This is a genomic window from Kitasatospora sp. NPDC089913 (assembly GCF_044748625.1).
Lineage (GTDB): Bacteria > Actinomycetota > Actinomycetes > Streptomycetales > Streptomycetaceae > Kitasatospora.
In genome coordinates this window covers 1-25765 of sequence record NZ_JBIVGI010000017.1, presented here as the reverse complement: position 1 = coordinate 25765, position 25765 = coordinate 1, and the positions used below count along the sequence as shown (strand labels likewise).

At 74.0% G+C, this 25765-nt stretch carries 24 protein-coding genes and 1 pseudogene; 11 read left to right on the top strand and 14 right to left on the bottom strand.

Annotation, left to right across the window (positions count from 1 at the left end; all coding sequences use genetic code 11):
* Positions 1-2 precede the first annotated feature (2 nt).
* The 4 genes from ACIPYS_RS24650 to map form a co-directional block, all read right to left on the bottom strand.
* Positions 3-845, bottom strand: coding sequence for a universal stress protein (locus ACIPYS_RS24650; RefSeq protein ID WP_400749574.1), 843 nt, complete (start codon positions 843-845; stop codon positions 3-5).
* The gene (locus ACIPYS_RS24645; protein ID WP_400749571.1) at positions 838-1740 is read right to left on the bottom strand and encodes a universal stress protein; all 903 of its coding nucleotides are present in this window, start codon (positions 1738-1740) and stop codon (positions 838-840) included. The genes ACIPYS_RS24650 and ACIPYS_RS24645 overlap by 8 nt, the downstream gene beginning before the upstream one ends.
* Positions 1741-2164: 424 nt before the next feature.
* Positions 2165-2755, bottom strand: a complete 591-nt coding sequence (locus ACIPYS_RS24640; protein WP_400749568.1) for an SMI1/KNR4 family protein — start codon at positions 2753-2755, stop codon at positions 2165-2167.
* Positions 2756-2931: 176 nt separating this feature from the next.
* Complete coding sequence (gene map / locus ACIPYS_RS24635) at positions 2932-3699, bottom strand: type I methionyl aminopeptidase (protein WP_093863546.1); 768 nt, start codon at positions 3697-3699, stop codon at positions 2932-2934.
* 87 nt (positions 3700-3786) lie between these two features.
* Here map and ACIPYS_RS24630 point away from each other — a divergent pair, with 87 nt between their 5' ends.
* Entirely contained in the window at positions 3787-4086 is a 300-nt protein-coding gene (locus tag ACIPYS_RS24630) for a helix-turn-helix domain-containing protein (protein WP_093863545.1), read from the top strand.
* A gap of 33 nt (positions 4087-4119) precedes the next feature.
* Here ACIPYS_RS24630 and ACIPYS_RS24625 read toward each other — a convergent pair whose 3' ends face one another.
* From ACIPYS_RS24625 to ACIPYS_RS24605, 5 genes are all read right to left on the bottom strand, one after another.
* Entirely contained in the window at positions 4120-4890 is a 771-nt protein-coding gene (locus ACIPYS_RS24625) for an SDR family NAD(P)-dependent oxidoreductase (protein WP_093863544.1), read from the bottom strand.
* A gap of 109 nt (positions 4891-4999) precedes the next feature.
* Positions 5000-5590, bottom strand: coding sequence for a TetR/AcrR family transcriptional regulator (locus ACIPYS_RS24620; protein WP_400749562.1), 591 nt, complete (start codon positions 5588-5590; stop codon positions 5000-5002).
* A 93-nt stretch (positions 5591-5683) separates the two neighbouring features.
* A complete protein-coding gene (locus ACIPYS_RS24615) occupies positions 5684-5980 on the bottom strand; it encodes an MTH1187 family thiamine-binding protein (protein WP_093863542.1) in 297 nt (98 codons plus the stop codon).
* 161 nt (positions 5981-6141) lie between these two features.
* Positions 6142-7632 carry a SulP family inorganic anion transporter gene (locus ACIPYS_RS24610; protein WP_400749857.1) on the bottom strand — a complete coding sequence of 497 codons (1491 nt, stop codon included), beginning with the start codon at positions 7630-7632 and terminating at the stop codon, positions 6142-6144.
* Positions 7633-7709: 77 nt separating this feature from the next.
* Positions 7710-7856: a hypothetical protein gene (locus tag ACIPYS_RS24605; protein WP_400749558.1), complete on the bottom strand. Its 147-nt coding sequence runs from the start codon at positions 7854-7856 to the stop codon at positions 7710-7712.
* A gap of 655 nt (positions 7857-8511) precedes the next feature.
* Between ACIPYS_RS24605 and gcl the strand changes: the two genes are divergently transcribed.
* A complete protein-coding gene (gcl, locus tag ACIPYS_RS24600; protein ID WP_093863540.1) occupies positions 8512-10293 on the top strand; it encodes a glyoxylate carboligase in 1782 nt (593 codons plus the stop codon).
* A gap of 171 nt (positions 10294-10464) precedes the next feature.
* Positions 10465-10962, top strand: a complete 498-nt coding sequence (locus tag ACIPYS_RS24595; protein ID WP_400749554.1) for a pyridoxamine 5'-phosphate oxidase family protein — start codon at positions 10465-10467, stop codon at positions 10960-10962.
* On the opposite strand, the gene ACIPYS_RS24590 is transcribed toward ACIPYS_RS24595, so the two are convergent.
* The gene (locus tag ACIPYS_RS24590; RefSeq protein WP_400749551.1) at positions 10944-11627 is read right to left on the bottom strand and encodes a hypothetical protein; all 684 of its coding nucleotides are present in this window, start codon (positions 11625-11627) and stop codon (positions 10944-10946) included. The genes ACIPYS_RS24595 and ACIPYS_RS24590 overlap by 19 nt on opposite strands.
* Before the next feature lie 318 nt (positions 11628-11945).
* On the opposite strand from ACIPYS_RS24590, the gene ACIPYS_RS24585 reads away from it, so the two are divergent.
* Positions 11946-12437 carry a glutathione peroxidase gene (locus tag ACIPYS_RS24585; protein ID WP_360015458.1) on the top strand — a complete coding sequence of 164 codons (492 nt, stop codon included), beginning with the start codon at positions 11946-11948 and terminating at the stop codon, positions 12435-12437.
* Between the two features lie 67 nt (positions 12438-12504).
* On the opposite strand, the gene ACIPYS_RS24580 is transcribed toward ACIPYS_RS24585, so the two are convergent.
* The 3 genes from ACIPYS_RS24580 to ACIPYS_RS24570 all read right to left on the bottom strand — a co-directional run bounded on the left by ACIPYS_RS24580 (position 12505) and on the right by ACIPYS_RS24570 (position 17137).
* The gene (locus tag ACIPYS_RS24580) at positions 12505-13827 is read right to left on the bottom strand and encodes a hypothetical protein (protein WP_400749547.1); all 1323 of its coding nucleotides are present in this window, start codon (positions 13825-13827) and stop codon (positions 12505-12507) included.
* 101 nt (positions 13828-13928) lie between these two features.
* Positions 13929-16001, bottom strand: a complete 2073-nt coding sequence (locus tag ACIPYS_RS24575) for a protein kinase (protein WP_400749544.1) — start codon at positions 15999-16001, stop codon at positions 13929-13931.
* Positions 16002-16213: 212 nt separating this feature from the next.
* Complete coding sequence (locus ACIPYS_RS24570) at positions 16214-17137, bottom strand: LysR family transcriptional regulator (RefSeq protein WP_093865364.1); 924 nt, start codon at positions 17135-17137, stop codon at positions 16214-16216.
* An 84-nt stretch (positions 17138-17221) separates the two neighbouring features.
* Between ACIPYS_RS24570 and ACIPYS_RS24565 the strand changes: the two genes are divergently transcribed.
* From ACIPYS_RS24565 to ACIPYS_RS24550, 4 genes are all read left to right on the top strand, one after another.
* Entirely contained in the window at positions 17222-17926 is a 705-nt protein-coding gene (locus tag ACIPYS_RS24565; protein ID WP_093863536.1) for a succinate dehydrogenase cytochrome b subunit, read from the top strand.
* Entirely contained in the window at positions 17923-19887 is a 1965-nt protein-coding gene (locus ACIPYS_RS24560) for a fumarate reductase/succinate dehydrogenase flavoprotein subunit (protein ID WP_231978038.1), read from the top strand. The genes ACIPYS_RS24565 and ACIPYS_RS24560 overlap by 4 nt, the downstream gene beginning before the upstream one ends.
* On the top strand, positions 19884-20630 hold the full coding sequence (locus ACIPYS_RS24555; protein WP_093863534.1) for a succinate dehydrogenase/fumarate reductase iron-sulfur subunit: 747 nt from the start codon (positions 19884-19886) through the stop codon (positions 20628-20630). The genes ACIPYS_RS24560 and ACIPYS_RS24555 overlap by 4 nt, the downstream gene beginning before the upstream one ends.
* Positions 20631-20944: 314 nt before the next feature.
* A complete protein-coding gene (locus ACIPYS_RS24550) occupies positions 20945-21262 on the top strand; it encodes a hypothetical protein (RefSeq protein ID WP_093863533.1) in 318 nt (105 codons plus the stop codon).
* 78 nt (positions 21263-21340) lie between these two features.
* Here the strand turns inward: ACIPYS_RS24550 and ACIPYS_RS24545 are convergent, their stop codons facing one another.
* Positions 21341-22255: a DUF2797 domain-containing protein gene (locus ACIPYS_RS24545; protein WP_093863532.1), complete on the bottom strand. Its 915-nt coding sequence runs from the start codon at positions 22253-22255 to the stop codon at positions 21341-21343.
* Positions 22256-22362: 107 nt separating this feature from the next.
* Between ACIPYS_RS24545 and ACIPYS_RS24540 the strand changes: the two genes are divergently transcribed.
* From ACIPYS_RS24540 to ACIPYS_RS24530, 3 genes and pseudogenes are all read left to right on the top strand, one after another.
* Positions 22363-23037, top strand: a complete 675-nt coding sequence (locus ACIPYS_RS24540) for a maleylpyruvate isomerase N-terminal domain-containing protein (RefSeq protein ID WP_400749537.1) — start codon at positions 22363-22365, stop codon at positions 23035-23037.
* 162 nt (positions 23038-23199) lie between these two features.
* Positions 23200-25422, top strand: a complete 2223-nt coding sequence (locus ACIPYS_RS24535; RefSeq protein ID WP_400749533.1) for a restriction endonuclease — start codon at positions 23200-23202, stop codon at positions 25420-25422.
* Positions 25423-25660: 238 nt separating this feature from the next.
* A pseudogene (locus ACIPYS_RS24530) lies at positions 25661-25765 on the top strand (ABC transporter ATP-binding protein); the annotation flags it as partial.

The window sequence follows — 25765 nt, the reverse complement described above, 5'->3', positions numbered from 1 at the left end:
CCCTAACCGGCCTCCGCGAGTTGCGCCTCGTGCCGGACCACCACCACCGGGCAGAACGCGTGCTGGATCATCGCCTGGCTCGTCGACCCCAGCAGCATGCCCGCGAACCCGCCCCGGCCCCGGGCGCCGACCACCAGCAGCTGGGCCGCCCGGCTCGCGTCGATCAGCGCCGGGCGGGCGTGGGCCTCGATCAGTTCCGCGCGCAGCTCCACGTCCGGGTACTTGTCCCGGCGGCCGGCGATCGCCTCGGCGAGCGCCCGCTCCTCCTGTCCCGGGAGGCTCGCGCTCGGATGCGCCACATGCAGCGCCGTCAACGGCACCCCGCGGGCGGCGGCCTCCGCGAAGGCGAAGTCCAGCGCCTCCGCGCCGACCCCCGCTCCGTCCACCGCCACCAGCACCGGCCCGTCCGGCTCGGGCCGGCCCCGGACGATCAGCACCGGGCAGGCGGCGTGCGCGGCCAGGTGCACGGCCACCGAACCGATCAGCAGCGCCCCGAACCGGCCGAGGCCACGGCTGCCGACCACGACCAGGCAGGCGTCCCGGGACAGGTGGGCCAGCACGGTCAGCGGCTCGCCGGTGACCAGCTCGGCGCCGATCTCCAGCTCGGGGTCCAGGGCCCGGGCCCTGGCGAGGGCGTCCTCCAGCACCCGCTCCGCCTGGTGCCGCAGCCCGCCGTCCGGCGGTCCGTCCTTGGCCGGGCCGAGGGGCACGTGCATCAGCGGCCAGATGAAGGCGTGCACGATCCGCAGGCCGCGGCCGCGCAGCCGCGCCTCCTGGACCGCGACATCCACGGCGGCCAGGCTCGCCTCCGAACCGTCCACCCCCACCAGCACCGGGTCACTCATCGCCCGCCTCCTGCGTCTCGTCGGGGGTGCGCTCCTGGCTCCGCTCGTAGGGCACCACCGCGATCGGGCACGGCACGTGGTGCAGCACCGCGTGCGCGACCGACCCGAGGTGCGCACCCAGCGGCGACCGGCGGACCCGCCGCCCGACCACCACCAGCTCCGCGCCCGCCGCCGCCCGCTCCGCGAGCACCTTGGCGGGGCGCGCGTTCAGGACCTCCTCGACCACTGTCACCCCGGGGTGCTCCGCCCGCCACGGCTGGACCACCCGCGCCAGCTCGGTCTCGGCGAAGGTCTGCATCGCGCCGGACACGTCGACGCTGGCCGCGATGCCCGCGTACTGGTAGGAGACCGGCAGCGTCCAGGCATACACGGCCCGCAGCGGCAGCCCGCGCCGCTCGGCCGCCGCGAAGGCGTGGCCGAGGACCGCGTCGGGGCCCTCGTAGGGGTCGACGCCGACCACCACCTCGCCGCCCTCCGTCCGCGCCTCCCGCACCAGCACCACCGGCACGTCCGACCTGGCGAGCACCCGCTGCCCCACCGACCCGACCAGGAACCCCGCCACCGCCCCGAGCCCCCGCGACCCGAGCACCAGGGTCGCCGCCTCCCGCGCCTCCTCGACCAGCGCCCGCACCGGATCGTGCGGCACCTGCACCGCCGTCACCGCGAGCTCGGGCCACCGCTCCCGCACCCGCAGCTCCGCCTCGCGCAGCGTCACCTCGGCCTGCCGGTGCGCCAGATCCACCGCCCCCAGCACCGACAGCGGCGTCACCACACTCGGCCAGGCCAGCACCACCCGCAGCCCCGTACCCCGCCCGGCCGCCTCCTCCGCGGCCCAGTCCAGCGCCGCCAGACTCTCCGGCGACCCATCCACCCCGACCACGACGAATCCGCTCACAACCGCCTCCGCACACCCGATCAGGACGAACCCACGCCCGCCCGCACCCCCAACCCTCCCCATCCCGCTCCAGCTCCACCCAGAGTCCAAGGTCCCCACCACCCACCCGGTGGTCCCGGACTCCACCCGGGACCGGACCGACCGGGACCGAACTCCACTGCCGAGCCCGCGGCGGGCGGACCCCACGGACATAGGACCCCAACCAATCGACAAAGCTGAATCTGGGGAGCGAGTACGAAATGTGCAGGAATTTCAACAAATACATTCACTCGACACAGGACTTGGATCAAATAGGCAAGTGCTTTGCCGCGCACCAGCATCGAGACGCAACCCTGCAACAAAAGGACCGCCGGAGCCCAGGCGACCCAGAAAAACAGGGCGCCGGCCCGCACCTTCCGATGCGGGCCGAACCCAAATTTCCGAGTCAGAAATCTCTCCAGTTCCGATAAGTATGAGGGGGGACATTCCAGGAGCTATCACTGAAGGGATTCGGCAATGTTCCATCAAGAAGGCCGACAAGAAACCTTCCGAACCCCATCTCGAATCTTTTCCAGGGACCGACCCCGAAACGCGCCTGCCGCTTGAAGGTAGCGACTTCCCAAGCTTCGGGGTCAATTGATTCGCAGACCCAGAATGCGACGTCCCCATTTGCCGTGGCAGCGAACGGCAAAAGCCTCATCTCCGACGGATCCATCAAACCCAATTCATGGCTCGATCGATATTCCTCCCTCGGATCGAAGTCGAGTCCATCCAGTAGGTTACCCACGGGCGACCCATCGACAGGGGGGGTGCGGAACGCAAGATACTCATTCAGTTCACCCCCTCCACACAACGCCACGAAGTCACGATAGTCGGCCGGGAGCCGCAGGCCTGTAACACCCTCGACTTCGCCCCAATCAACAACATCACCCCCCGCGGTCGAGATCCGAAGCATCAACGACAATTGATTGATCACCGGATGGCCGCCATTCACCTCAGCCTTCACTCGATTCTCGAAAGTCAGCGTGCTGTCCATTGCATCAAGACGCGTACTGTCAGACTTTGATTTTCCGACGTTAGAATTTGCATCACTGCCACAGGGGACTGTCGGTAGATCGACAATATCCTTTCGGACCCCTAGTGGCCGAGGTCACACCGCGAACCGGGTCACACATGGACAAGCTTCCGAACACGAACCGACCGGTAGCGGGGTCAGGGGAGGGTGAGGATGCGGGGGCCGGTTTCGGTGATGGCGACGGTGTGTTCGACGTGGGCGGCGCGGGTGCCGTCGGTGGTGCGGAGGGTCCAGCCGTCGGGGTCGGTGGTGTGGGTGTCGGTGCCGCCGGCGATGAGCATCGGTTCGACGGCGAGGACCAGGCCCGGCTTCAGGGGGAAGCCGCGGCCGGGGCGGCCCTCGTTGGGGAGGTGGGGGTCCTCGTGCATGCGGCGGCCGATGCCGTGGCCGCCGTAGCCGTCGAGGAGGCCGTAGCCGGCGGTGCGGGCGACGGTGCCGATGGCGTGGGCGATGTCGCCGGTGCGGTTGCCGACGACGGCGGCGGCGATGCCGGCCGCCAGGGCGCGGCGGGCGGTGTCGATCAGCCGCTGGTCCTCGGGGCGCGGCGGGCCGACGGTGAAGCTGACGGCGGCGTCGCCGGCCCAGCCGTCGAGCAGGGCGCCGCAGTCGATGCTGACGAGGTCGCCGTCGCGCAGCCGGTAGCCGGTCGGGATGCCGTGCACGACGGCGTCGTTGACGGAGGCGCAGATCACGGCCGGGAAGGGCACCGGAGCGAAGGCCGGGCGGTAGCCGAGGAAGGGGGAGGTGGCCCCCGCCTTCCGCAGGACCTCCCGGGCCACCTCGTCGAGTTCGCGCAGGCTCACCCCCACCCCGGCGGCCCGCTCGACCTCGGCCAGGGCGGTGGCGACCACCCGCCCCGACTCGCGCATCGCGGCCAGCGCCGCCTCCGACTTGAACTCCACCATGGGACCCCTCCGGGCCTAGCTCCAATTCTTATACCGGTATTTGTATCACGGTCGAGCGGGCCGGACGGGTGGCCTACCATCGGGGGCATGGTGAGGACTCCGCTGACCCCCGGGGAACGCGAGCGCGGCGAGCGCTTCGGTGTGCTGCTGCGCGAGGCGCGCGGCGGACGCAGCATGGTCGAGGTGGCGGCGGCGGCCGGGGTGTCGGCCGAGACGCTGCGCAAGATCGAGACCGGGCGGGCGCCGACCCCGTCGTTCTTCACCGTCGTGGCCCTGGCCTACGCGCTCGGGCTCTCGCTGGACGAGCTGGCCACCGCGGCCGCGCTTCCGGTCGAGGGCGAGAGCGAGGGTGGGTACGGGAGCGAGACCGGGGCGCTGTCGGCCTGAGGTCGTCGACGGGGCCGGCACCGCCGGGCGCGGTCAGGCGGTGATGCCGCCGTCGAGGACGAGGTCGGCGCCGACGGTGAACGCCGACTCCGCGGAGGCGAGGTGCAGGACGGCGGCCGCGACTTCCTCCACGGCGCCGGCCCGGCCGACCGGGACGTCGCCCTTCATCCGGTCCGCCTTGTCGGAGGCGTTCTCGCCGGGACGGGAGGACATGGTGGTGTCGACCGGGCCCGGGCTGACCATGTTGATCCGTACGCCGTCGGCGATGTGGTCGCGGGCGGCGCTCCGGGTCAGGGTGGCCACGGCCGCCTTGGAGACGGCGTAGGCGCCGAGGTTCTCCAGTCGCATGTGGGTGCCGAGGTTCGAGGCGATGTTGACGATCGCTCCGCCGCCATTGGCACGCTGGTGGGCGATCTGGTGCTTCATCGCGTACCAGGTGCCGTTGAGGTTGATGTCGATGACGCGCCGCCACTCCTCCTCCGCCACGTCGGCGATCGGGGCTATGCCGCCGAGCACGCCGGCGTTGTTGACGGCGACGTCCAGGGCTCCCAGGTGTTCCACGGTCTCCCGGACCAGGCGGGCCGCGTCCGCGGAGTCGGACACGGAGCCGACCAGGGCGACGGCCGTGCCGCCCTCCCGCTCGATCAGTGCGACGGTCTCGGCCAGGGCGCCGGCGGTACGACCGGCGACGGCGACCCGGGCGCCCTCCCGGGCGAAGGCGAGGGCCACGGCTCGGCCGATGCCGCTGCCGCCACCGGTGACCAGGACGGACTTGCCGGCGAAGCGGGTGGTGCTGCGGGACATGGAGGTACTCCTCGATCGAGGTCTAAATTGACCGTTCGGTTCAGAATAAGGACATGAAGAAGGAGGGAGGAAAGGGACGGAACGAAAGCCGCGAGCGGCCGGGGGGCGGTCAGTCGAGCAGGGTGAGGGCCTGGTCCGCCGCGTCGCGCAGCCGGGCCGCGCCCTCGCCGGCCTTGCCGATCACCCGCATGCCCTGGAACAGCACCAGCAGCATCCGGGCCAGCGCCTGCGGGTCGCGCCCCTCGCGCAGTTCGCCCTGGGCCCGGGCGCGGACCAGGGCCGTGGCGAGCACCGTCTCCAGATGGAGCAGGTTGGACTCCACCCGGCGGGCGGCGCCCTGGTCGTGCGGGGCCAGTTCGACCGCCGTATTGGTGACGAAACAGCCCCGCTGCGGACCGTCCCCGCCGTCGGCGGCGGACTCGTCGGCGAACCGGCGGACCAGTGCCCGGACGGCCGGCAGGACCGGGCCCGGCTGCGACAGCTCGGCCAGCAGCACCGGCTGCTGCTGCTGGCCGTACCGCTCCAGCGCCCTCAGGTAGAGCTCGCGCTTGCTGCCGAAGGTGGCGTAGATGCTGGCCCGGGCGATCCCCAGGTGCTCGACCAGTTCGGCCATCGAGGTGGCCTCGTAACCACGCCGCCAGAACAGCTCGAGAGCTGACTGGAGCGCCGCGTCCGGGTCGAATTCCTTGGTTCTTGCCATAGCTGAAAGATAGTCGATTCCAGATCGATCGGTCAAGAAAGTCGAGACAGGGTGGTCGGCCCGCCCCGGGGAGGGGCGGGCTGGCCTCGAGCCTCAGCCCTCGGCGAGGTGGCGCTCCACGGTGGCGACCTTGCTGGTCAGTCCGTCGGTCACCCCGGCGCGGTCGTCGATCTTGATGACGGTGCTGACCCGGTTGCTGTAGGCCTTCACCGCCTCGATCGCCTCCCGGATCACCGGCATCACCTCGTCCCACTCCCCCTCGACGCTGGTGAACATCGCGTCCGTACGGTTCGGCAGCCCGCTCGCGCGGACCACCCGGACGGCGGCGGCAACCGCCTCCCCCACGTCCTCGCCGACCCCCAGCGGGGTGACCGAAAAGGCAGCGATCACGGCTCTGTCTCCTCCCACGAGTCCCGGACGGCCCCGAGGCCGAGGTCGGGCCCGGGACCAACGCCGGGCCCGAGGCCGAGGTCGGGCCCGGGACCAACGCCGGGCCCGAGGCCGAGGTCGGGCCCCCGGCCGCCGTCCGACGGCCAGCCTAACGAGCCCGCTCAGACCACCGTCGGCAGCGGCGGGTCGACCGCCAGCGGGGCCGTACTGCGGGCGCGGTGCTGGGCCGCCCAGGTGGTCAGCGCCACGGTGCAGGCGTGGTCCAGGTGGCGCAGCCCGGACCAGTCGAGCTCGACCGGACGGTCCGCGGGGAGCCGTTCGAGGGTGTCGAGCAGCCGGGGCAGCCGCAGGAAGGTGGCGTTGCCGCTCAGCCGGACCCGCAGCGGGGCTTCGTCCGTACCGGGCGCGGCGGGGCGCTCCTCGACGCCGATCTGCAGGTGGGAGGTCTGCCAGGCCGACTTGGCGACGGCCAGGCCGATGCCGATCAGGACGCCCTCGAACAGGTCGGTGGTGATGATCGAGACGGCGGTCACGGCCAGCACCACCGCCTCCCCCCGGTGTTCGCGGCAGAGCGCGGCGATCCGCCGGACCGGGACCAGCTTGGCACCCGCGTGCACCAGGACGGCGGCCAGCGCGGTCAGCGGGACCAGGCCCAGCACGCCCGGAACCAGGGCCGTGAAGAGCAGCAGCCAGCCGCCGTGCAGGACGCGCGAGGCCTTGGTGCGGGCCCCGGCCTGGACGTTGGTCGCGCTGCGGACGATCACCGCGGTCATCGGCAGCGCGCCGAGCAGCCCGCAGAGGGCGTTGCCGATGCCCTGGGCGGTGAGTTCGCGGTCGTAGTCGGTGCGCGGGCCGTGGTGCATCCGGTCGACGGCGGCCGCGCTGAACAGCGTCTCGGCGGAGGCGATCAGGGTGAAGGCGAGGACGGTGCCGACTCCGGCCGTGGTGGCCAGGGCGCCGAGCGCGGCCCGGTCGGGCAGCTGGAGGACGTCGAGCAGCCCGGCCACCTCGACCCGGGCCACCGGCAGGTCGAACAGCGCGGTGACGGCGGCGGCCAGGCCGACCGCGGCCAGCGGGCCCGGCACGGCCCGGGCGAGCCGGGGCGGCAGGTACTTCCAGGCGACCAGCACCAGCAGCGTGGCGGCCCCGAGCGCCAGGGCGCCGCGGTCGGCGGCGCCGGTGACGACGTCGCGCAGCAGCGCGGGCAGACCGGCGATCTTCTCCGGTCCGGTGCCCGGGGCCCGGCGGTCGGCGAGCGCGTAGAGCTGGCCGAACAGCAGGGTGAGGCCGATGCCGGCCAGCATGCCGTGCACCACGGACGCCGACATGGCGCGGAACCAGCGGCCCAACCGCATCGCGCCCATGGCGAGTTGGAGCAGGCCGGTGAGCAGCACCAGGACGCCGAGGGCGCCCGCGCCGTACTCCTGGAGGGCTTCGTGGACGAGCACGGTCAGACCGGCGGCCGGGCCGCTGACCTGGAGACTGCTGCCGGGCAGCGCTCCGACCAGCAGACCGCCGACGATGCCGGTGACCAGGCCGAGTTCGGCGGGCACGCCCGAGGCGACGGCGACACCGACGCACAGCGGGAGGGCGACCAGGAAGACCACCAGGGAGGCGGGGAGGTCGTACCGCCAGGGCACGGCGCGCAGCACGGCGACCGGGCCGCGCCGAGGACGGGAGCCGGGACGGTGGGCGGTGGGCGGGCTCTTCCGCCGTCGGGGCAGACCGTTCACCGGCGCACCGCCCGGACGGCGACCGGAGCGGCAGGGGCGACGGGGAGGCGACGGGCGACGGCGGGACAGGTCGGGACGGCGGAACGGATGAAGAGGCGGAGGGCGGCGGCGGGACAGGTGGGCAGGGCACATCGTCGAGGCATCAGGAGCTTCCTTCCGCGCACCCGGCGGGGCGGCGCGTCGCGGGCGACGCATCGGCTGCGGGTGCGTTGCTGCGGTGTGCTGCGGGTGGCGGCGGTGCGGCGATGGCGCGGTGCTGTGGCGTGGCGCGGTGCTGTGGCGACGGCGGGGCCCGGCGGCGACGACGATCACGGTGGCCGGGACGCCCGGACCGGAACGCGCGGACCGGGACGGCCGGCGCGACGAGTGTGCTGGACGGGACCGGCGACCGGAGCTCCCCCGCTCCTCCCCAGACGGTCCGGACCCTCGGGCCCCCCGTGACCCCCTTGCCGCGCCCCCTTGTTGAACATGGCAACCATGACGGGCCCGGCGTGGGACCGACGGTACCCAGCTCCCCGGCGCCGGCCAACCTCGCACACAGTCCTTCCACTCCGGCGGCACGCCACATCCACGGACGGGCCGGAATCCGGACTCCCGCCGGGTACACCCGTTCGCCGGTCGAGCGGATGACCGGCCGATTCCCCGCTCCCTCGCGTTCCACATTCTGTTGAAAGCCCCCTTGACGCCCCGGCGACCTCCGTCCTACTTTAATTCCACATACAGAAACCGTTCTTCCGTATGGTGGAATTCTGGAGATGAGCCCTCCGACCCACTGCGGGCCGACGCAGGAGAGACCCGATGCCCCGAATGACAGCCGCCCGCGCGGCCGTGGAGATCCTCAAGCTCGAAGGCGTCGATGTCGCCTTCGGCGTGCCGGGCGCGGCCATCAACCCCTTCTACGCCGCCCTCAAGGCCTCCGGCGGCATCCGGCACACGCTGGCCCGCCACGTCGAGGGCGCCTCGCACATGGCCGAGGGCTACACCCGCGCCGCCGCGGGCAACATCGGCGTCTGCATCGGCACCTCGGGGCCGGCCGGCACCGACATGATCACCGGGCTCTACTCGGCCATCGCCGACTCGATCCCGATCCTGTGCATCACCGGCCAGGCCCCGGTCGCCCGCCTCCACAAGGAGGACTTCCAGGCCGTCGACATCGCCTCGATCGCCAAGCCGGTCACCAAGGCCGCCACCACCGTGCTGGAGGCCGCGCAGGTCCCCGGTGTGATCCAGCAGGCGTTCCACCTGATGCGCTCGGGCCGCCCCGGCCCGGTCCTCGTCGACCTGCCGATCGACGTCCAGCTCACCGAGATCGACTTCGACCCGGAGGCCTACCAGCCGCTGCCGGTCTACAAGCCCACCGCCAACCGGATCCAGATCGAGAAGGCGATCGCGCTGCTCCAGCAGTCCGAGCGGCCGCTGATCGTGGCCGGCGGCGGCGTGATCAACGCCGACGCCGCCGCACTGCTGCTCGAGTTCGCCGAGCTGACCGGTGTCCCGGTGGTGCCGACGCTGATGGGCTGGGGCATCGTCCCGGACGACCACCCGCTGAACGCCGGCATGGTCGGCCTGCAGACCTCGCACCGGTACGGCAACGAGAACTTCCTCGCCTCCGACTTCGTGCTCGGCATCGGCAACCGCTGGGCCAACCGCCACACCGGCGGCCTGGACGTCTACACCGAGGGCCGCACCTTCGTGCACGTCGACATCGAGCCCACCCAGATCGGCAAGATCTTCGCACCCGCGCTCGGCATCGCCTCCGACGCCGGCGCCGCGCTGGAGCTCTTCGTCGAGGTCGCCCGGGAGCTGAAGGCCGCCGGCACCCTCAAGGACCGCACCGAGTGGGCCGCGTCCACCCAGGAGCGCCGGGCCCTGCTCCAGCGCCGCACCCACTTCGACAACGTGCCGCTCAAGCCGCAGCGCGTCTACGAGGAGATGAACAAGGCCTTCGGCCCGGAGACCCGCTACGTCACCACCATCGGCCTCTCCCAGATCGCCGGCGCGCAGCTGCTGCACGTCTACAAGCCCCGGCACTGGATCAACTGCGGCCAGGCCGGGCCGCTCGGCTGGACCATCCCGGCCGCGCTCGGTGTCGCGACGGCCGACCCCGAGGGCCAGGTCGTGGCGCTCTCCGGCGACTACGACTTCCAGTTCATGATCGAGGAGCTGGCGGTCGGGGCGCAGCACCGGATCCCGTACGTCCACGTGCTGGTCAACAACTCCTACCTGGGCCTGATCCGGCAGGCGCAGCGCAACTTCGACATCGACTTCCAGGTCAAGCTGGAGTTCGAGAACATCAACGCGCCGGAGCTGGGCGTCTACGGCGTCGACCACGTCCGGGTCGCCGAGGGCCTGGGCTGCAAGGCGATCCGCGTCACCGAGCCGGAGGGGCTGCTGCCGGCCTTCGAGGAGGCCAAGAAGCTGGCCGCCGAGTTCCGGGTGCCGGTCGTGGTCGAGGCGATCCTGGAGCGGGTCACCAACATCTCGATGGGCGCGGCCGACATCGACAAGGTGATGGAGTGGGAGGAGGTCGCCACCCTCCCGGAGCACGCGCCGACGGCGATCCGCCCGCTGACGGCCTGACCTCGCGGAGTCACGAGGGGGCCGCCGTCCGGGGGCCGGGCGGCGGTCCGGCCCCCGGACGGCGGCCGGACGGCGGTCCGGCGTGTTCGGCCCCCGGGTCGTACGGGTACGTACCGGGGAACGCCCGGGCGCGAATCCGCGCGCGGACCGGCTGCCCCGGGAGTTCCCACCGTGTCCTTCTCGATGACCCGCGCCGCGTGCGAGCGCTTCCTGGCCGGCGTGCACGTCGGCGTCCTGTCCGTCGCCGGAGCGGGGCCGGACGAGGCCCCGCTCGCGGTGCCGATCTGGTACTCCTACCGACCCGGTGGCCTGGTCTCCGTGCTGACCGGGCGGGAGTCGGCCAAGGTCCGCCGGATCCGCGCGGCCCGGCGGTTCACGCTCTGCGCGCAGCAGGAGGAGACACCCTGTCGGTACGTGAGCGTGAGCGGTCCGGTGGTGGCGATCGAGGACGGGGTCGACCCGGCCGAGCGCGCCGCCCTCGCCCACCGCTACCTGCCGCCCGGCACCGCCGAGGCGTACCTGGTGGCCACCGCCGGACAGCTGACGGCGGACGTCACCGTGCGGATGCGGCCGGAACGCTGGCTGAGCGCGGACTTCGCCTCGATCGCCGAACAGCTCCGGGACACCCGGCAGCCGGCCGGGGACCGGGGTCAGCCCTCGGCCGGCTGACCCCGCTGGACCCGCTTGACCCGCTCCGCCTGGAGGTCCGCGAACTGCTTCAGCGTCCTGTGGTCGCGATCGTCCTCGTCCAGCTCGATCAGGGAGACGACGGCGCCGATCCGCATCACCATCGTCCCGGCGAGGACCTCGGTCGCGGCCTCGCCGGAGTCGCCGTCCTTGTCGACGTCCTTCTCGAAGGCCTGCGACTGTTCGGCGCCGGTCTTCACGTTCACCTTGCGCGCGGCGCCCTCGTCCTCCGCGAACGAGGCCACCAGGGCCTCGAAGACCGGTCCGGCGTTCTCCGCCCTGTCGAAGGTCAGCAGGGTGAGCCGGATGTCGTTGGCGGTGCTGGACACCGACTTGTACCGGACGTTGCCGCCGAGCTGGAGACCGAGGCAGTCGGCCTTCAGCTTCTTGCGGCAGGTGGCGGACGCGTCGGCCTGGGTGACGGCCTGCGGCGGCTTCGCCCCGGAGGAGCGCTTCCAGCCCGCGGGGAGCGAGGTCTCGCTGGGCAGCGCGTCACGCACCTGGTCCGGCTCGGACAGCACCACCTTGGCCTGGATCGCCGACCCGGCGCCGCCGCCGTCGGAACCGCACGCGGCCACCCCCAGCGTGAGCGCGGCGATCGCCCCCGCCCACGCGAAACTCCGCCCGTACCGCTTCCGTCCACCCACCGTGGTCCCCCGTTCCGCTCTTCACTTGAAGATCAACAGCGGACATCAAACCACATGATCATCTGAAATTTCCGACCTGTCGCCCAGCTGCGGAACACGGTTCCGTCCCGAGCTCCGGGACCGACCGGCAGCGGCGACGAGACCCACGACACCTACGACACCTACGACACCTACGACACCGAATCCTGCGGGCCCGGTCGGAACCGGTCACCGTTCCCGGAACACCCGCCCGCCGATGGTGGTTGACCAGGCGGGACCGGCTACCGTTCCCCACGGGTCCGCCCGACACCGACCGACGCCCTCCGAAGGGGACCAACCGTGAGCCTGTACGACATCCCGCTGCGCACGCTGGCCGGCGAGGCCGCCTCGCTGGCCGACTACAAGGGCAAGGCGCTGCTGATCGTCAACGTCGCCTCCAAGTGCGGCCTGACCCCGCAGTACGCGGGCCTGGAGCGGCTCCAGGAGCGCTACGCCGAGCGCGGCTTCACCGTGCTGGGCTTCCCGTCGAACCAGTTCGCCGGGCAGGAGCCGGGCAGCGCCGACGAGATCCAGACCTTCTGCTCGACCACCTACGGCGTGAGCTTCCCGCTGTTCGAGAAGACCGATGTGAACGGCGACGACCGGCACCCGCTGTACGCGCGGCTGACCGAGACCGCCGACGCCGAGGGCCAGGCCGGGGACGTCTCCTGGAACTTCGAGAAGTTCCTGGTGTCGCCGGACGGCACCGTGGCGGCCCGGATCCGCCCGCGCACCGAGCCGGAGTCGGACGAGGTCGTCGCCGCGATCGAGGCCGTGCTGCCGACCGCCTGACGCGCGCCGCCCGCACGGAGGGCCCGGGGCAACCGCCCCGGGCCCTCCGGCGTTCCGTTCCGGCCGGTCAGGCGCAGTGGTAGGGGAAGGAGACCGCGGCGGTACGGGAGCCGGGGGCGAGGATCTCCAGGGTCGCGGTGGCCGCGAGCGTGCCCCGGCCCTCGAAGCTCCAGCGCAGGACCAGTTCGGTGCGGTGGGCGCCGGAGCCGATCTCCTGGTCGATCTCGCCGGAGGTGGTGCCGTCGCTGCGCAGCCAGCGGTAACGGAGGGTGCCCGCGCCGCCGTTGGTCTCCACCTCGGCCTTGACCACCGCCACCGAGTCGCAGCCGGGGCCCGCCGGGTCGGTGCTCACGCCCACCCCGGTGACCGCGAGGGCCGGCGTGGAGAAGCGCCAGAACAGCAGTGCCGGCACGGCCAGCAGCAGCACCAACGGGAGCAGCCAACGCCACACCCGGCGACGGCGGGGCGGCTCGGTTACGGGGACGGCCGCGCCGTGCCAGACGGCGGCGGCCTGCGGCGGGACGCCGGGGCCGAAGCGGCGCAACTCACCGGGGGCGAGGGGGCGTTCGTCCGCGCTGCCGGAGGAGGCGGAGGCGGACGCTGCTGCCGCTCCGGACGAGCGGGAGGGCTCGGCCGACACCGAGGAGGCCGGGGCCGCAGGGGCCGCAGGGGCCGCCGGAGTCGCTCCCGGTGCGGGCGGCGGTCCGGGCGGTGGCGTGGCGGCGGTCGGTGCGGGGGCGGCGGGGACGGTCACGGTGGCCGCCGTGTCGGCCACGGCCGGGGCCAGGTCGGCCGGCGGCGGGCCCGGGACTGCCACGACCGAGGGCCGCCCGGCCGGGGCCGTCACCGTGAGGGCGGGGTCGCCCCCGGCCGGGGCGGCGGTGCCGTGCGCCGGGGTGTCGACCAGCGTGACCGCCTCCACCGTCTCCCCCGCACCACCCCACGCCCCCGGATCCAGGAACGTCGCGCTCACGGCCTCCTCCGGATCCACCCGGACCGTGGCCACGTGCTCGGGACCGCCGGTGGCCGGGTCGAGTCGGACGGTCTCCGTGGCGTCCTCTCCCGCCGGGGCGGCGGTGCCGTGCGCCGGGGTGTCCACCAGCGTGACCGCCTCCACCGTCTCCCCCGCACCACCCCAGACCCCCGGATCCAGGAACGTCGCGCTCACGGCCTCCTCCGGGTCGATCCGGACGGTGTCCTCGGCGTCCGGACCGTCGGCGGCCGACCGGTCGACGGCCGCCCCGGACCCGGACCCGAGTCGGACGGTCTCCGGACCGGCGTCCCCGACGGGGGCGGGGCGGACGGTCCGGTCGGCGTCGCCCTCCACGTCCGCGACCGGCACCGGGGCCGTGGCCGGGGCCGGGTCGGAATCGGGTCGGGGCGTGGACATGGCTCCTCCAGTGAGCGGGACGGGGCGTTCGGATCCGGGCAGGTGGTGCGGGTCGGTGCGGGTTGGTGCGAGGCGGGACGGGACGGGACGGGACGCGCGGCTCAGCGCGGCGGGTCGCAGAGGTAGGCCGGGACCGTGTTCGAGGTCGTCCCCGGCTTCGCCGCCGCCGGGGCGGTGGCGATCCGCACCCCCCAGGTCGGGTAGGTGTCCGCCGAGGTGAAGTCGTGCGTCCGGCTCACCGTGGCACGGCCGTCGTGCACGGCCACGGTGTCGGTCGCGACGTCCACGGTCCGCTCGCCCAGGGTGTGGAACCAGGTCAGCGTCAGCGAGCCGGTGGCCGCGCCCTGGGCGACCACGGTGACCGTCGCGGTGGTGCTCCAGCGCCCGGCGCAGGTCAGCGAGTCCAGGTTCACCGAACTCACCGCGATGGTCGGGGCGACCGTCCGGGTCGGCAGCGCCGTCACGGTCGGGACCGGCGGCGTGGTGGCGGGACCGGCGGGCGTCGCCGTCGAGGGGGTGACGACGGGCCCGGTGGAGGGGGGCGTCACGGGCGGGCCGGGAGGCGGCGGGACGCTCCCGGGCGCGGCCGGGCCCGAGGACGGGGCGGCGGTGCCCGGCGGCAGCGGCGGCCGGGCGGTGGTCGGGGCACCGGAGCCGGGCGGCGTCCCCGGGGAGGTCCGGCCGGTCGGTGCGGCGGTGGGACCGGTGCTCCTGCCGCCCGGGCCGGTGACGGACGCGCCGGGGGACGGCGCGCCCGTGGTGGGAGCGCCGGCGGTGGACGCGTCCGGCGCGGGTGTCGCCGAGGGGTCGGACGCCTCGGGGCTCGGGGTGCCCGGGGCCTCGGTCGCGGTGGAGGGGGCGACGGGCGACGCGGCACCGGCCGGGTCGAACGGGCCGATGCTGGTGGTCGCCTCGGGGGCGACTCCCCCGACGACCGTGCGGGAGTCGCCGTCCACGGCCCCGGCGATGGCCATCCCGGCCAGGGTGGCGAGGGCCAGCGCTCCGACGGCGACGCCGGTGAGTGCCTTGCCCCGAGTGCCGGTGCGGGCCGCCCGGCGTATCAGCGTCTCCCGGACGACGACGGCCGGCGCCGCCCCGGCCGCCGCTCCCCCGCCCGAGGACGGCAGCGCCGCCGGGCCCGAGGCCGGTGCCCCTCCGGCGGAGGAGTCCAGTGCCGAGGACCCGCCGCCCAGGGCGGTGTGCGCCAGCGAGGTGCCACCGGCCGCGCCGCCGGCACCGGCACCGGGCAGCAGCAGCGCGAGCAGGGCGACCAGCGCCGTCAGGTCGAGCCGCCCCTTCTCCTCCCACCCCGGTCCGTACCCGGCCGCCGCGACCGCCTCCAGCTCGACCAGCAGCGCGGTCGCGCTGTCGGGGCGCTCCCCGGGGTCCTTGGCGAGGCCGGAGAGGATCAGCGGGCGCACCGGGTCCGGCGTCAGCTCGGCCGGGATCGGGGCCTCGGTGTGCTGGACCGCGAGTTCGGCGAAGGTCGTGCCGCCGTAGGGGCGGGCGCCGGTCAGGCACTCGAAGAAGGTGACGGTCGCGGCGTAGACGTCGCCCGCCGGGGAGGCGGGGCGGCCGGCCCACTGCTCGGGGGGCATGTAGGCGGGGGTGCCGGAGACGTCCCGCTCGTCCCCGCTCGGCACCGCGATCCCGAAGTCCACCAGCTTGGACGTCCCGGCGGTGTCCACCAGGACGTTGGCGGGCTTGTAGTCCCGGTGCACCACCCCGGCGCCGTGCGCGGCGGCCAGACCGAGCAGCGAGCCCTTCAGCACCACCAGGGCCGCCTCGGGGGTGGTGGCGCCCTCCGCGCGGAGCAGATCGCGCAGGGCGATGCCGTCCACCAGCTCCATCACGATGGCCGCGCCGCGCTCGCCCTCGACGTACTCGTAGAGCCGGGTGACGTGCGGGGAGTCGAGTCCGGCCAGGACTTCGGCCTCGGCCCGGAGCGTGGCGGTGCCGGCCGCGCTGTGCAGGTACTTGACCGCCACCGGCGTACCGGTCGCCCGGTGCCGGGCGAGCACCACCCGGCCGCTCGCGCCGGCGCCGAGCTCGCGCTCGTGGAGGTATTCGGGGAGTTCCCAGGGCCGCTCGTCGGCGGGCTCCGGGGTGGTCCCCGCGGTGGGGGTCGTACGGCCCCCGGCCGGTCTGTGCTCCTGCTGCTTCCGGTCGTCCATCGCTTCGTGCTCTCCCCGTCCACGGCCCGCTCGGCTCTGCGGCGACGCACCTTACGGCACCGCCGGCGCTGGCTGGGACGCGGCCGGTGAACAGCGGGTTCCGGGCCCGCGGCAGCCGTGGATCACGATTCGGGTGCTTCGCACACCGAGCCAATCGTCCCTGCGTGCGAACGGGCGCGCGGGGGCGCGTACGGGTGTGCGGCGGGGCGCGTTCAGTCGAGCAGCAGGGTGGTGCCCGGGGGCAGTCCGCCGGTGCGGGCCGCGTCGCGCAGGTGCGCCAGCAGGGTCGCCCGCAGCGCCTCCGCCGCCCGGGTCGGCGGCACCTCGTGGCCGTGCGCGACGGCGATGGTGCGGCCGAGGCCCGGACCGGCGAAGTGGGCCACGGCGAGACCCGAGCGGTCGGCGACCATCCCGGGCAGCACGGCGGGCCCGAGCCCGGCCCGGACGAAGCCCAGCACCGCGTCCATCTCCCCGCCCTCCACCGCGAACTCGGGCTCGAATCCCGCCGCCCGGCAGGCCGTCAGCGTCGCCTCCCGCAGGTCGTAGCCCTCCCGGAACATCACCAGCGGCCGCTTGCGGAGCTCGGCCACCCGGACCGTGCGGCGGGTCCCCGGTTCGGCGGTCACCAGCACCAGTTCCTCGTGCAGCAGCTCGGTGACGGCCAGGGCCGGGACGGCCGCGCCGCTGGGCGGGGTGATGACCAGCGCGAGGTCCAGCTCCCCGGCCGCCAGGGAGCGCACCAGGTCGCGCGAGCCGCCCTCCCGCACCACCAGCGCCACCCCCGGGTACCGGTCGCGGAACACCCGCAGGACGTCCGGCACCAGGCTGGTGCACAGGCTCGGCGGCGCCCCCAGCCGTACCCGGCCGCGACGCAGCTGGACGGTCTCCTGCACGGCGAGCCGAGCGCTCTCGGTGTCGGCGAGGATGCGCCGGGCGAGCGGCAGCAGGGCGTCCCCGGCATCGGTGAGGGCGATGTTGCCCCGGGTGCGGTGGAACAGCTCGGCGCCCAACTCACGTTCCAGGGCGCGGATCTGTTGCGAGAGGGACGGCTGGGCGACGTGTTCCGCCTCGGCCGCGCGGGTGAAGTGGCGGGTTTCGGCGACGGCGAGGAAGTACCGGAGCTGCTGGAGTTGCACAGCTCCCAGCATAGGCACGGCCTATCGTCGTGAGCCGCATCATGTCTTGGACTCACCCTGACCGCCGTCCCTACCGTTGATGCCATGACAACCGCGTCCCGGACGGCCCGGCATCCGTCCACCCTGGCGACCCTCTGGCGGTCGACCGTCGGCAAGAAGGCGGTCATGGCCGTCAGCGGACTGGCGATGCTGCTGTACCTGGTCGCGCACATGCTGGGCAACCTCAAGGTCTTCTTCGGCCCGGACGACATCAACGGCTACGCGGCCTGGCTGCGTACGATCGGGCAGCCGTTCCTCGGTCACGAGTGGTTCCTGTGGATCGCCCGGGTGGGCCTGCTGGCCGCCGTCGTGCTGCACGGCGTGGCCGCGTTCCAGCTGAGCCGGCGGGACCTCGCCGCCCGGCCGGGCAAGTACGCCCACCAGCGGCGGCGGGCGAGCTACGCGACCCGGACGATGCGCTGGGGCGGGGTGATCCTGGCGCTGTTCATCGTCTGGCACATCCTCGACCTGACCACGCTCACCGTGAACCCCGCCGCCGAGCACGGCAGGCCGTACCAGAACATCGTGGCCTCCTTCGGCAACTGGTACTCCTGCGTGATCTACATCGTGGCGATGCTCGCCGTCGGCCTGCACGTCCGGCACGGGTTCTGGAGCGCCGCGCAGACCCTCGGCGCCAACAACGCCCGCCGGGACCGGGCGCTGAAGCTGACCGCCAACGGGCTGGCGCTGCTGCTGACCGCCGGCTTCCTGTCCGTCCCCGTCGCCGTGATGACCGGAGTGGTGAAGTGAACGCGTCCCCGGAGCGAAACGTGTACCCGGACTACACCGTCGGCGAGCCGGTCGCCGACACCCGCTCCCCGCAGGGGCCGATCGAACAGCGCTGGGACCAGCGGCGGTTCGAGGCCAAGCTGGTCAATCCGGCGAACCGCCGCAAGCACACCGTGATCGTGGTCGGCACCGGCCTGGCGGGCGGCGCGGCCGGCGCCACCCTCGCCGAACAGGGCTACCACGTGGTGCAGTTCTGCTTCCAGGACTCGCCCCGGCGGGCCCACTCGATCGCCGCCCAGGGCGGCATCAACGCCGCCAAGAACTACCGCAACGACGGCGACTCCGTCCGCCGGCTGTTCTACGACACCGTCAAGGGCGGCGACTTCCGCGCCCGCGAGTCCAATGTGCACCGGCTGGCCCAGGTGTCGGTGGAGATCATCGACCAGTGCGTGGCCCAGGGCGTGCCGTTCGCCCGCGAGTACGGCGGCCTGCTGGACACCCGCTCGTTCGGCGGCGTCCAGGTCTCCCGGACCTTCTACGCGCGCGGCCAGACCGGCCAGCAGCTGCTGCTCGGCGCCTACCAGGCGCTGTCCCGGCAGATCGCGGCCGGCAACGTGGAGCTGCACGCCCGCACCGAGATGCTCGACCTGCTGGTGGTCGACGGCCGGGCGCGCGGGATCGTCGCGCGCGACCTGGTCACCGGCGAGGTCTCCACCTACACCGCCGACGCCGTGGTGCTCGCCTCCGGCGGCTACGGCAACGTCTTCTACCTCTCCACCAACGCCAAGAACTCCAACGCCACCGCGATCTGGCGGGCGCACCGGCGCGGCGCGTACTTCGCCAACCCGTGCTTCACCCAGATCCACCCGACCTGCATCCCGCGCTCCGGCGACCACCAGTCCAAGCTGACGCTGATGAGCGAGTCGCTGCGCAACGACGGGCGGATCTGGGTGCCGAAGGCCAAGGGCGACACCCGGCCGCCGGCCGAGATCCCGGAGCAGGAGCGGGACTACTACCTGGAGCGGATCTACCCGGCCTTCGGCAACCTGGTGCCGCGCGACATCGCCTCCCGGGCCGCCAAGAACGTCTGCGACGAGGGCCGCGGCGTGGGGCCCGGCGGGCAGGGCGTCTACCTGGACTTCGCCGACGCGGTCCGCCGGCTGGGCCGGGACGCGGTGGAGGCCAAGTACGGCAACCTGTTCGAGATGTACGAGCGGATCACCGCCGAGGACCCGTACCGGGTGCCGATGCGGATCTACCCGGCGATCCACTACACGATGGGCGGACTCTGGGTCGACTACGACCTGCAGACCACCGTGCCGGGCCTGTTCGCGATCGGCGAGGCCAACTTCTCCGACCACGGAGCCAACCGGCTCGGCGCGAGCGCGCTGATGCAGGGCCTCGCGGACGGCTACTTCGTGCTGCCGCCGGTGCTCAACGACTACCTGGCCCGCGAGCAGCTGCCCGCCGTCCCGGCCGACCACGAGGAGATCGCCTCGGTCGAGGCCGAGGTCGCCGACCGGCTGAACCTGATCCTCGCGGTGGACGGCGACCGCACGCCCGACTCCTTCCACCGCGAGCTCGGCGAACTGCTCTGGGACGAGTGCGGGATGGCCCGCGACGAGGCCGGACTGCGCCGGGCGCTGGAGCGGATCCCCGCGCTGCGGGACGAGTTCTGGCGCCGGATCAAGGTGCCCGGCAGCGGTCAGGAGCTCAACCAGGCGCTGGAGAAGGCCAACCGGCTGGTCGACTACTTCGAGCTGGCCGAGCTGATGTGCCTGGACGCGCTGCACCGCGCGGAGTCCTGCGGCGGCCACTTCCGCACCGAGAGCCAGACCCCGGAGGGCGAGGCGGCCCGCCGGGACGAGGAGTTCTCCTACGCCGCCGCCTGGGAGTTCACCGGCACCGGCCGGGCGCCCGTGCTGCACCGGGAGCACCTCGACTTCGAGTACGTCCACCCCACCCAGCGGAGCTACGCGTGAACCTCACCCTCAGGATCTGGCGCCAGGCGGGCCCCGACACGCCCGGCTCGATGACCACCTACCAGGTCGGCGGGATCAGCCCCGACATGTCCTTCCTGGAGATGCTGGACACCCTCAACGAGGAGCTGATCCTGCGCGGCGACGCACCCGTCGCCTTCGACCACGACTGCCGCGAGGGGATCTGCGGCGCCTGCGGCATGGTCATCAACGGCCGGGCGCACGGCCCCGAGCGCACCACCACCTGCCAGTTGCACATGCGGCACTTCGAGGACGGCGACACCATCGACGTCGAACCGTGGCGGGCGGCGGCGTTCCCGGTGGTCAAGGACCTGGTGGTGGACCGGTCCGCCTTCGACCGGATCATCGGCGCCGGCGGGTACATCACCGCCCCGACCGGCAGCGCGCCCGACGCCCACGCCACGCCCGTTCCCAAGGAGGCCGCCGACACCGCGTTCGAGCACGCCGAGTGCATCGGCTGCGGGGCGTGCGTGGCGGCCTGCCCGAACGGTTCGGCGATGCTGTTCACCTCCGCCAAGGTGGTCCACCTGAACGTGCTGCCGCAGGGCGCGCCCGAACGCGCCTCCCGGGTGATGAACATGGTGGAGGCGATGGACGCCGAGGGCTTCGGCGGCTGCACCAACACCGGTGAGTGCGCGACGGCGTGCCCCAAGGGCATCCCGCTGCCGAGCATCGCCGCGATGAACCGCGAGTTCCTGCGCGGTTCGCTGCGCGGGGGTCGCTGACTCCCGGGCCGGTCCGCGAGGCCGGCCCGTCAAGGCCGAAGCGGGGCGCGCGTGGTGCTCGTGCGCGCCCCGCTTCTTCGACCGTTCGTCAGGATCGTTACTGGCTCCTCGGATTTCGCGCTACCGTGGTCCCCGCGCCGAGGAGGAATGCATATGCCCGAGGTTCAGTCCTGCTCCGGGTGCGGCGGGTCCGGGGGGACCCAGAAGACCGAAGCCACGGTCGAACTGGACGAGGAAGGGAGCATGGTGCCGAAGATCCACACTTTCTGGTCGCCATGCGGTCGGTGCCACGGATCCGGGACGGTGATCGTCGGATGAGGCTGGTCTTCGAATGCGTCGAGTGCGGTAGCCACTACCTGCCGCCGGAGGCGATGGTGTACCCCGACGGGCCGGCCTCGCCGGTCTGGTGCACCCACTGCCAGACGGCGAAGCGGGCGGCGGGGGTCCGGGAGGACCCCCTGCTGGCACGGGTCGCCCTGGCCACGGCCAAGGCCGCGCGGGCCGGGAACGCCCGTACCGGCGGCACCCCGGAGGAGACGGCGGGCGGGCGGCCGGACGTCCGGCCGTCGCGGCCGCCGGTGTCGCGTCGGGCCCGCTCCGGGCCGGGTGCGGTGCGCGGCAAGCTCGGGTAGCGGGCACCGCCGCCGGCCGAAGAGCGAGGACCGAGCGAGGGCCGAGCAAGGACCAGCGGCAGGGCCGTCGACCGGGGCTCAGAACAGCGCCTCCTGGGTGTCCGGAGGCTCGGGCCGCGCCCTGGGCACCAGTACCAGCCCGGACGGCGGGCGGCCGGGCGCCGGGACGAGCGTCCAGCCGGTCAGCAGACGGGTGTCCAGGAGCAGCGGCGGACCGCCGTCCGGCCGGTCGAGCAGCAGGTGCCGGCCGATCGGCGCGCGCAGCCGCCCGGCCACGACCGCGCCGTCCGCCAGGCCCTCGACCGCGTGGTAGGCGTCGGGGGCGCCGCCGGTCAGGCCGAACAGCCCGACCTGGTCGACCACCGGGTGGCCGGGCAGCAGTTCCACGTCGTGGCCGTGCAGCAGCTCGTGCGCACGGGCCCGGGCGTCGGTCAGCACGGCCCGGCGGTGGGCGGCGTCGCCGTGCTGCCACCAGTGCTCCACCTTGGCCCGGACCTTGAACCGCTCGCGGGCCAATCCGGCGGCGGAGACGGTGAGTTCGGCCCGGCGGACGGCGGGCAGCGCCCCCCGGGCGGCGAAGGTCCAGGCCAGCGCGCCCTGTTCGAGCAGTCGGCTGGTGCCGCGCTGCTCGGCGGTCAGGCCGACCTTCAGCAGGCCCTCGCCGAACCAGGCGAGATAGAGCCGGTAGGTGCGGCCGTCGTCGAGGATCTGGTCCCGGGCCAGCGCCAGGCCCCGGTCCACGCTCTGGCAGGGCGGGCACTGCACGGCGCCGCCGTCCGGCGCGATCCCGGCCCGGTGCGGGCAGGGCGTGCGCTCGTCCCGCCCGGCCAGCAGCGCCCCGATGCAGCGGCGCGGCCCGCCCAGCCGCCAGCCGACCTCGGCACCGGGCACCACCTCGCGCTCGTGGGTGCGGCGGCCGTGGACGGCGCTGAGCACCGCCCGGCCGTCCCGCCACGCCAGCCCGGTGGAGACCCACCCGTCCGTCCCGCTCACCCGTTACCTCGCCCGTGCCGCCCGAGCTGTCGAGGCTACCCGGTGGCACCGACAGCGACCCGCCCCGGCCGCTCGACCGGCCCCGGGCGGCCGGATAGCGTCACGGCATGATCACCACCGACGCCGCGACCGAGCCCGGCCCGCCCGGCCCCGTGACCCCCGACGACCTGGCCCTCGTGCTGCGGCTCGCCGCCGACACCCTGCGCGCCGCCCCCGCCGGCACCGACTGGTCCCGGCCGGCCGGCGGCGTCGACTGGGACTGCTGGAGCACCGTCGAACACCTGGCGGACGACCTGCTGGCCTACGCGGCCCAGCTCGGCCCGGACGAGCCGCCGCGCGACCGCTACGTGCCCTTCGTCGCCCGGCGCCCGTTCCCCGGCGGGCCGAACAACTTCGTGTTCGCCGAACGGGAGGACGGACCGGCCGCACTGCTGGAGGTGCTGGCCGCGAGCGGCGGACTGATGGTCTCGATCGCCCGCACCAGGGGGCCGGAGGTCCGGGCCTTCCACCCCTGGGGGCTGGCCGACCCGGCCGGGTTCGTCGCGATGAGCCTGGTGGAGACCCTGGTGCACCTGCACGACGTGGCCGAGGGACTCGGCCTGCCCTGGGAGCCGCCGGCCGAGGTCTGCGCCCGCACCCTGGCCCGGCTGTTCCCGGACGTCCGCCCCGACCCGGCCGGTGCCTGGCCGACCCTGCTGTGGGCGACCGGCCGCCGCACCCTCCCCGGCCGCCCGCGCCGCACCGGGTGGCGCTGGTACGCGGACGTGCCCGGCATGGCCTGACGCCCGCTCATCTCCTCCCGGCGCCGCTCACCCCGGCCGACACCGCAGGTCGCAGGCCCTTTGCGCGCTCCCCCGGTGCACGTTCTATTGTGGCGGGCGCGGGCGGTGGCGCGGCCGGGAGGCGGGCGCCGGGCCGGAGCGGCGCGGAGCGAAGGGGTGGACGTGGCGGGGCGGCGGAACAACGGGGTGCTGGCGGTCTGGGCGGAGGCGCAGCGGCAGGAGCAGCGCCGAGAGGAGGCGCGCTGGCGCGCCCAGGCCGCCGAGCAGCGCCGGTGGGAGCGCGAGCAGCGCGAGGCGCAGAAGGCGGCGGCCCGCACCGAGCGGGAGGCACAGCGGGCGTACCAGCAGTCCCGGGAGGCCGAGGCCGCCCGGCGGACGGCCGAACTCGACGGCCGGGTGGAGGAGTTGCGGGGTCTGCTGACGGCCGGTCTGGACCGTCCGGCGTTCCGGGCGCAGAGCCTGCTGGCCCCGCGCCCGGTGCCGCCGTTCGAGCCGGGACGGCTGGGCGAGCCGGTGCCGATGCCGGACCAGGCGCACTACCAGGTACCGCCGCCGGACCAGGCGCAGGCCCGAAACCCGGGGGTGCGGCAGCAGTACGAGCAGTACGTGGCGCAGGCGCGGGCCCGGTTCGAGCACGACTGGTACGCGGCGCAGGCCGCCGAGGCGGAGCGGCAGCGGCGGCTGGGCGAGTACCACGGGCAGTACCTGGAGTGGGTGGCCCGGTTCCGCCGCGAGGACGAGGAGCGCGCCGCCCGGACCGAGGAGTCGCTGCGCCGGCTGCGGTCCGGCGAGGCGGAGGCGGTGCAGGAGTACTTCTCCGCCGTGCTGTACGCCTCGGCGGGCTGGCCGGAGGGCTTCCCGCACCGGCTGGTGGCGGCCTGGGAGGCGGGCAGCCGCCAGCTGGTGGTGAACTGGGAGCTGCCCGGCCCGGACGTGGTCCCGGCGACCGGCCGGGTGCGGTACGTGAGGACGGACGACCGGGAGGCCGAGGTGGCCCGCCCGGCGACCGAGCGCAAGGCGCTCTACCGGGAGGTGCTGGCGCAGAGCGCGCTGCGGGTGGTCACCGAGCTGTACCGGGCGGACGGGGACGGGCTGCTGGCCTCGGTGGTGCTGAACGGCTTCGTCCGCGGCATCGACCCGGCGACCGGCCGGGAGGCGGAGCGCTTCCTGACCACGGTGACGGTCGACCGGGCCGAGTTCGCCGGTCTCACGCTGGACCGGGTGGCGGCGGTGGAGTGCTTCCAGGGGCTGGGCGGGGTGCTGTCCGCGCGTCCCGAGCGGCTGGACGAGGTGCGCCCGGACCGGCTGCCGGAGACGGTCGGCGGCAGTGTGGCCGGGCAGGGCGGCGAGGACGACCCCGACCTCTTCGAGATGGATCCGATCGAGTTCGAGGAGCTGATCGCGGAGCTGTTCCGGCTGCGCGGTTTCCGGGTGATGACCACGGCCCGCAGCGGGGACGCCGGGGTGGACGTGGTCGCCGAGGACCTCGATCCGGTGACCGGCGGACGGATCGTCATCCAGGCCAAGCGCTACCGTTCGACGGTCTCCCCCACGGCGGTGCGCGACCTCGACTCGACGGTCCGGCACCACGGTGCGATCAAGGGGATCCTGGTGACCACGGCCGGGTTCGGACCGGGTTCGTACGAGTACATCCGTAACAAGCCGCTGACGCTGGTGAGCGGTCCCGAGCTGGTGGAGCTGCTGGCCGAGCAGGGCCTGCGCGGCCGGCTCGGGGAGCGGACCGCGGGCGGCGGCGCCAACGGCGGCGGCGCGAGCAGGAACGGGGGGAACAGCTCGGGCGGTGACGGGAACGGCGGCCCCACGGCCGACGGAGCCGCGGCCGACGGAGCCGCGGCGGGCACCACGGGCGCGACCAGCACCGTGACCCTCTCCTGGGGCAGCCGCACGGCCGGCGGCGACCCGGTCGAACTGGACGTCTCGGCGTTCCTCTGCGCGAGCGGGCGGGTGCTGGACGACGAGCACTTCGTGTTCTTCAACAATCCGCAGGACCCGGACGGCGCCGTCCGGCTGCACCCCACCCGCTCGGTGCCGGGCGAGCCGCTCCGCCGGGCCGAACTCACCCTGGACACCGCCCGGCTGGCCCCGGCGGTGGACGAGGTGGTGGTGGCGGTGTCCACCGAGGAGGAGGAGTCGCCGGCCCTGCCGCTCGGCTACGTGCACGGTCTGGCCCTGACCGGCGCGTTCGGTCCGGACGCGGAAGGCCCGGCGCACTGGGCGGCGGCCACCGGCGGGGTGCCGGAGAGCGCGATGGTCGTCGGTTCCTTCCAACGGCACGGCGGCGGCTGGCGGTTCACGCCGGGCGGGACACCGGTGCCGGGCGGTCTGGCCGGTCTCGCGGTGCGCTGGGGCGTCGCGGTCGAGTAGCCGGGGCCGGGGCGGCCCCTGCCACCGGGGCCGGGCCGCTCCTGCGACCGGCAGAGGAGCCGCTGTCATACCCGAGGAGGAGACGAGCCCCCGCCGGACCGCCGGGTCGGCGGGGGGAGCCCGTACCCGGGAGCGACCTTCCGGGCGCGGGCCGATTGCGAGAATGGACAGGAAGACGATCATCCGATTCTGCTTCCGCCTTGCCTCGCACTCCCCTCGCATTCCCCAGGAGACGCTCGTGACGATGTCCGCAACCGCCGTCCGCACCGGCCGGGCGGCCGCCCGCGCCACCGGCCTGAACAAGGTCTACGGGGAGGGCGAGACCCGCGTGGTCGCCCTCGAC

Excerpts from the sequence above, each read along its gene's own strand:
- ACIPYS_RS24650 (WP_400749574.1), bottom strand. The coding sequence starts at position 845 with ATGAGTGACCCGGTGCTGGTGGGGGTGGACGGTTCGGAGGCGAGCCTG.
- ACIPYS_RS24640 (WP_400749568.1), bottom strand. The coding sequence starts at position 2,755 with ATGGACAGCACGCTGACTTTCGAGAATCGAGTGAAGGCTGAGGTGAAT.
- map (WP_093863546.1), bottom strand. The coding sequence starts at position 3,699 with ATGGTGGAGTTCAAGTCGGAGGCGGCGCTGGCCGCGATGCGCGAGTCG.
- ACIPYS_RS24630 (WP_093863545.1), top strand. The coding sequence starts at position 3,787 with ATGGTGAGGACTCCGCTGACCCCCGGGGAACGCGAGCGCGGCGAGCGC.
- ACIPYS_RS24625 (WP_093863544.1), bottom strand. The coding sequence starts at position 4,890 with ATGTCCCGCAGCACCACCCGCTTCGCCGGCAAGTCCGTCCTGGTCACC.
- ACIPYS_RS24620 (WP_400749562.1), bottom strand. The coding sequence starts at position 5,590 with ATGGCAAGAACCAAGGAATTCGACCCGGACGCGGCGCTCCAGTCAGCT.
- ACIPYS_RS24605 (WP_400749558.1), bottom strand. The coding sequence starts at position 7,856 with ATGCCTCGACGATGTGCCCTGCCCACCTGTCCCGCCGCCGCCCTCCGC.
- gcl (WP_093863540.1), top strand. The coding sequence starts at position 8,512 with ATGCCCCGAATGACAGCCGCCCGCGCGGCCGTGGAGATCCTCAAGCTC.
- ACIPYS_RS24580 (WP_400749547.1), bottom strand. The coding sequence starts at position 13,827 with ATGTCCACGCCCCGACCCGATTCCGACCCGGCCCCGGCCACGGCCCCG.
- ACIPYS_RS24575 (WP_400749544.1), bottom strand. The coding sequence starts at position 16,001 with ATGGACGACCGGAAGCAGCAGGAGCACAGACCGGCCGGGGGCCGTACG.
- ACIPYS_RS24565 (WP_093863536.1), top strand. The coding sequence starts at position 17,222 with ATGACAACCGCGTCCCGGACGGCCCGGCATCCGTCCACCCTGGCGACC.
- ACIPYS_RS24550 (WP_093863533.1), top strand. The coding sequence starts at position 20,945 with ATGAGGCTGGTCTTCGAATGCGTCGAGTGCGGTAGCCACTACCTGCCG.
- ACIPYS_RS24540 (WP_400749537.1), top strand. The coding sequence starts at position 22,363 with ATGATCACCACCGACGCCGCGACCGAGCCCGGCCCGCCCGGCCCCGTG.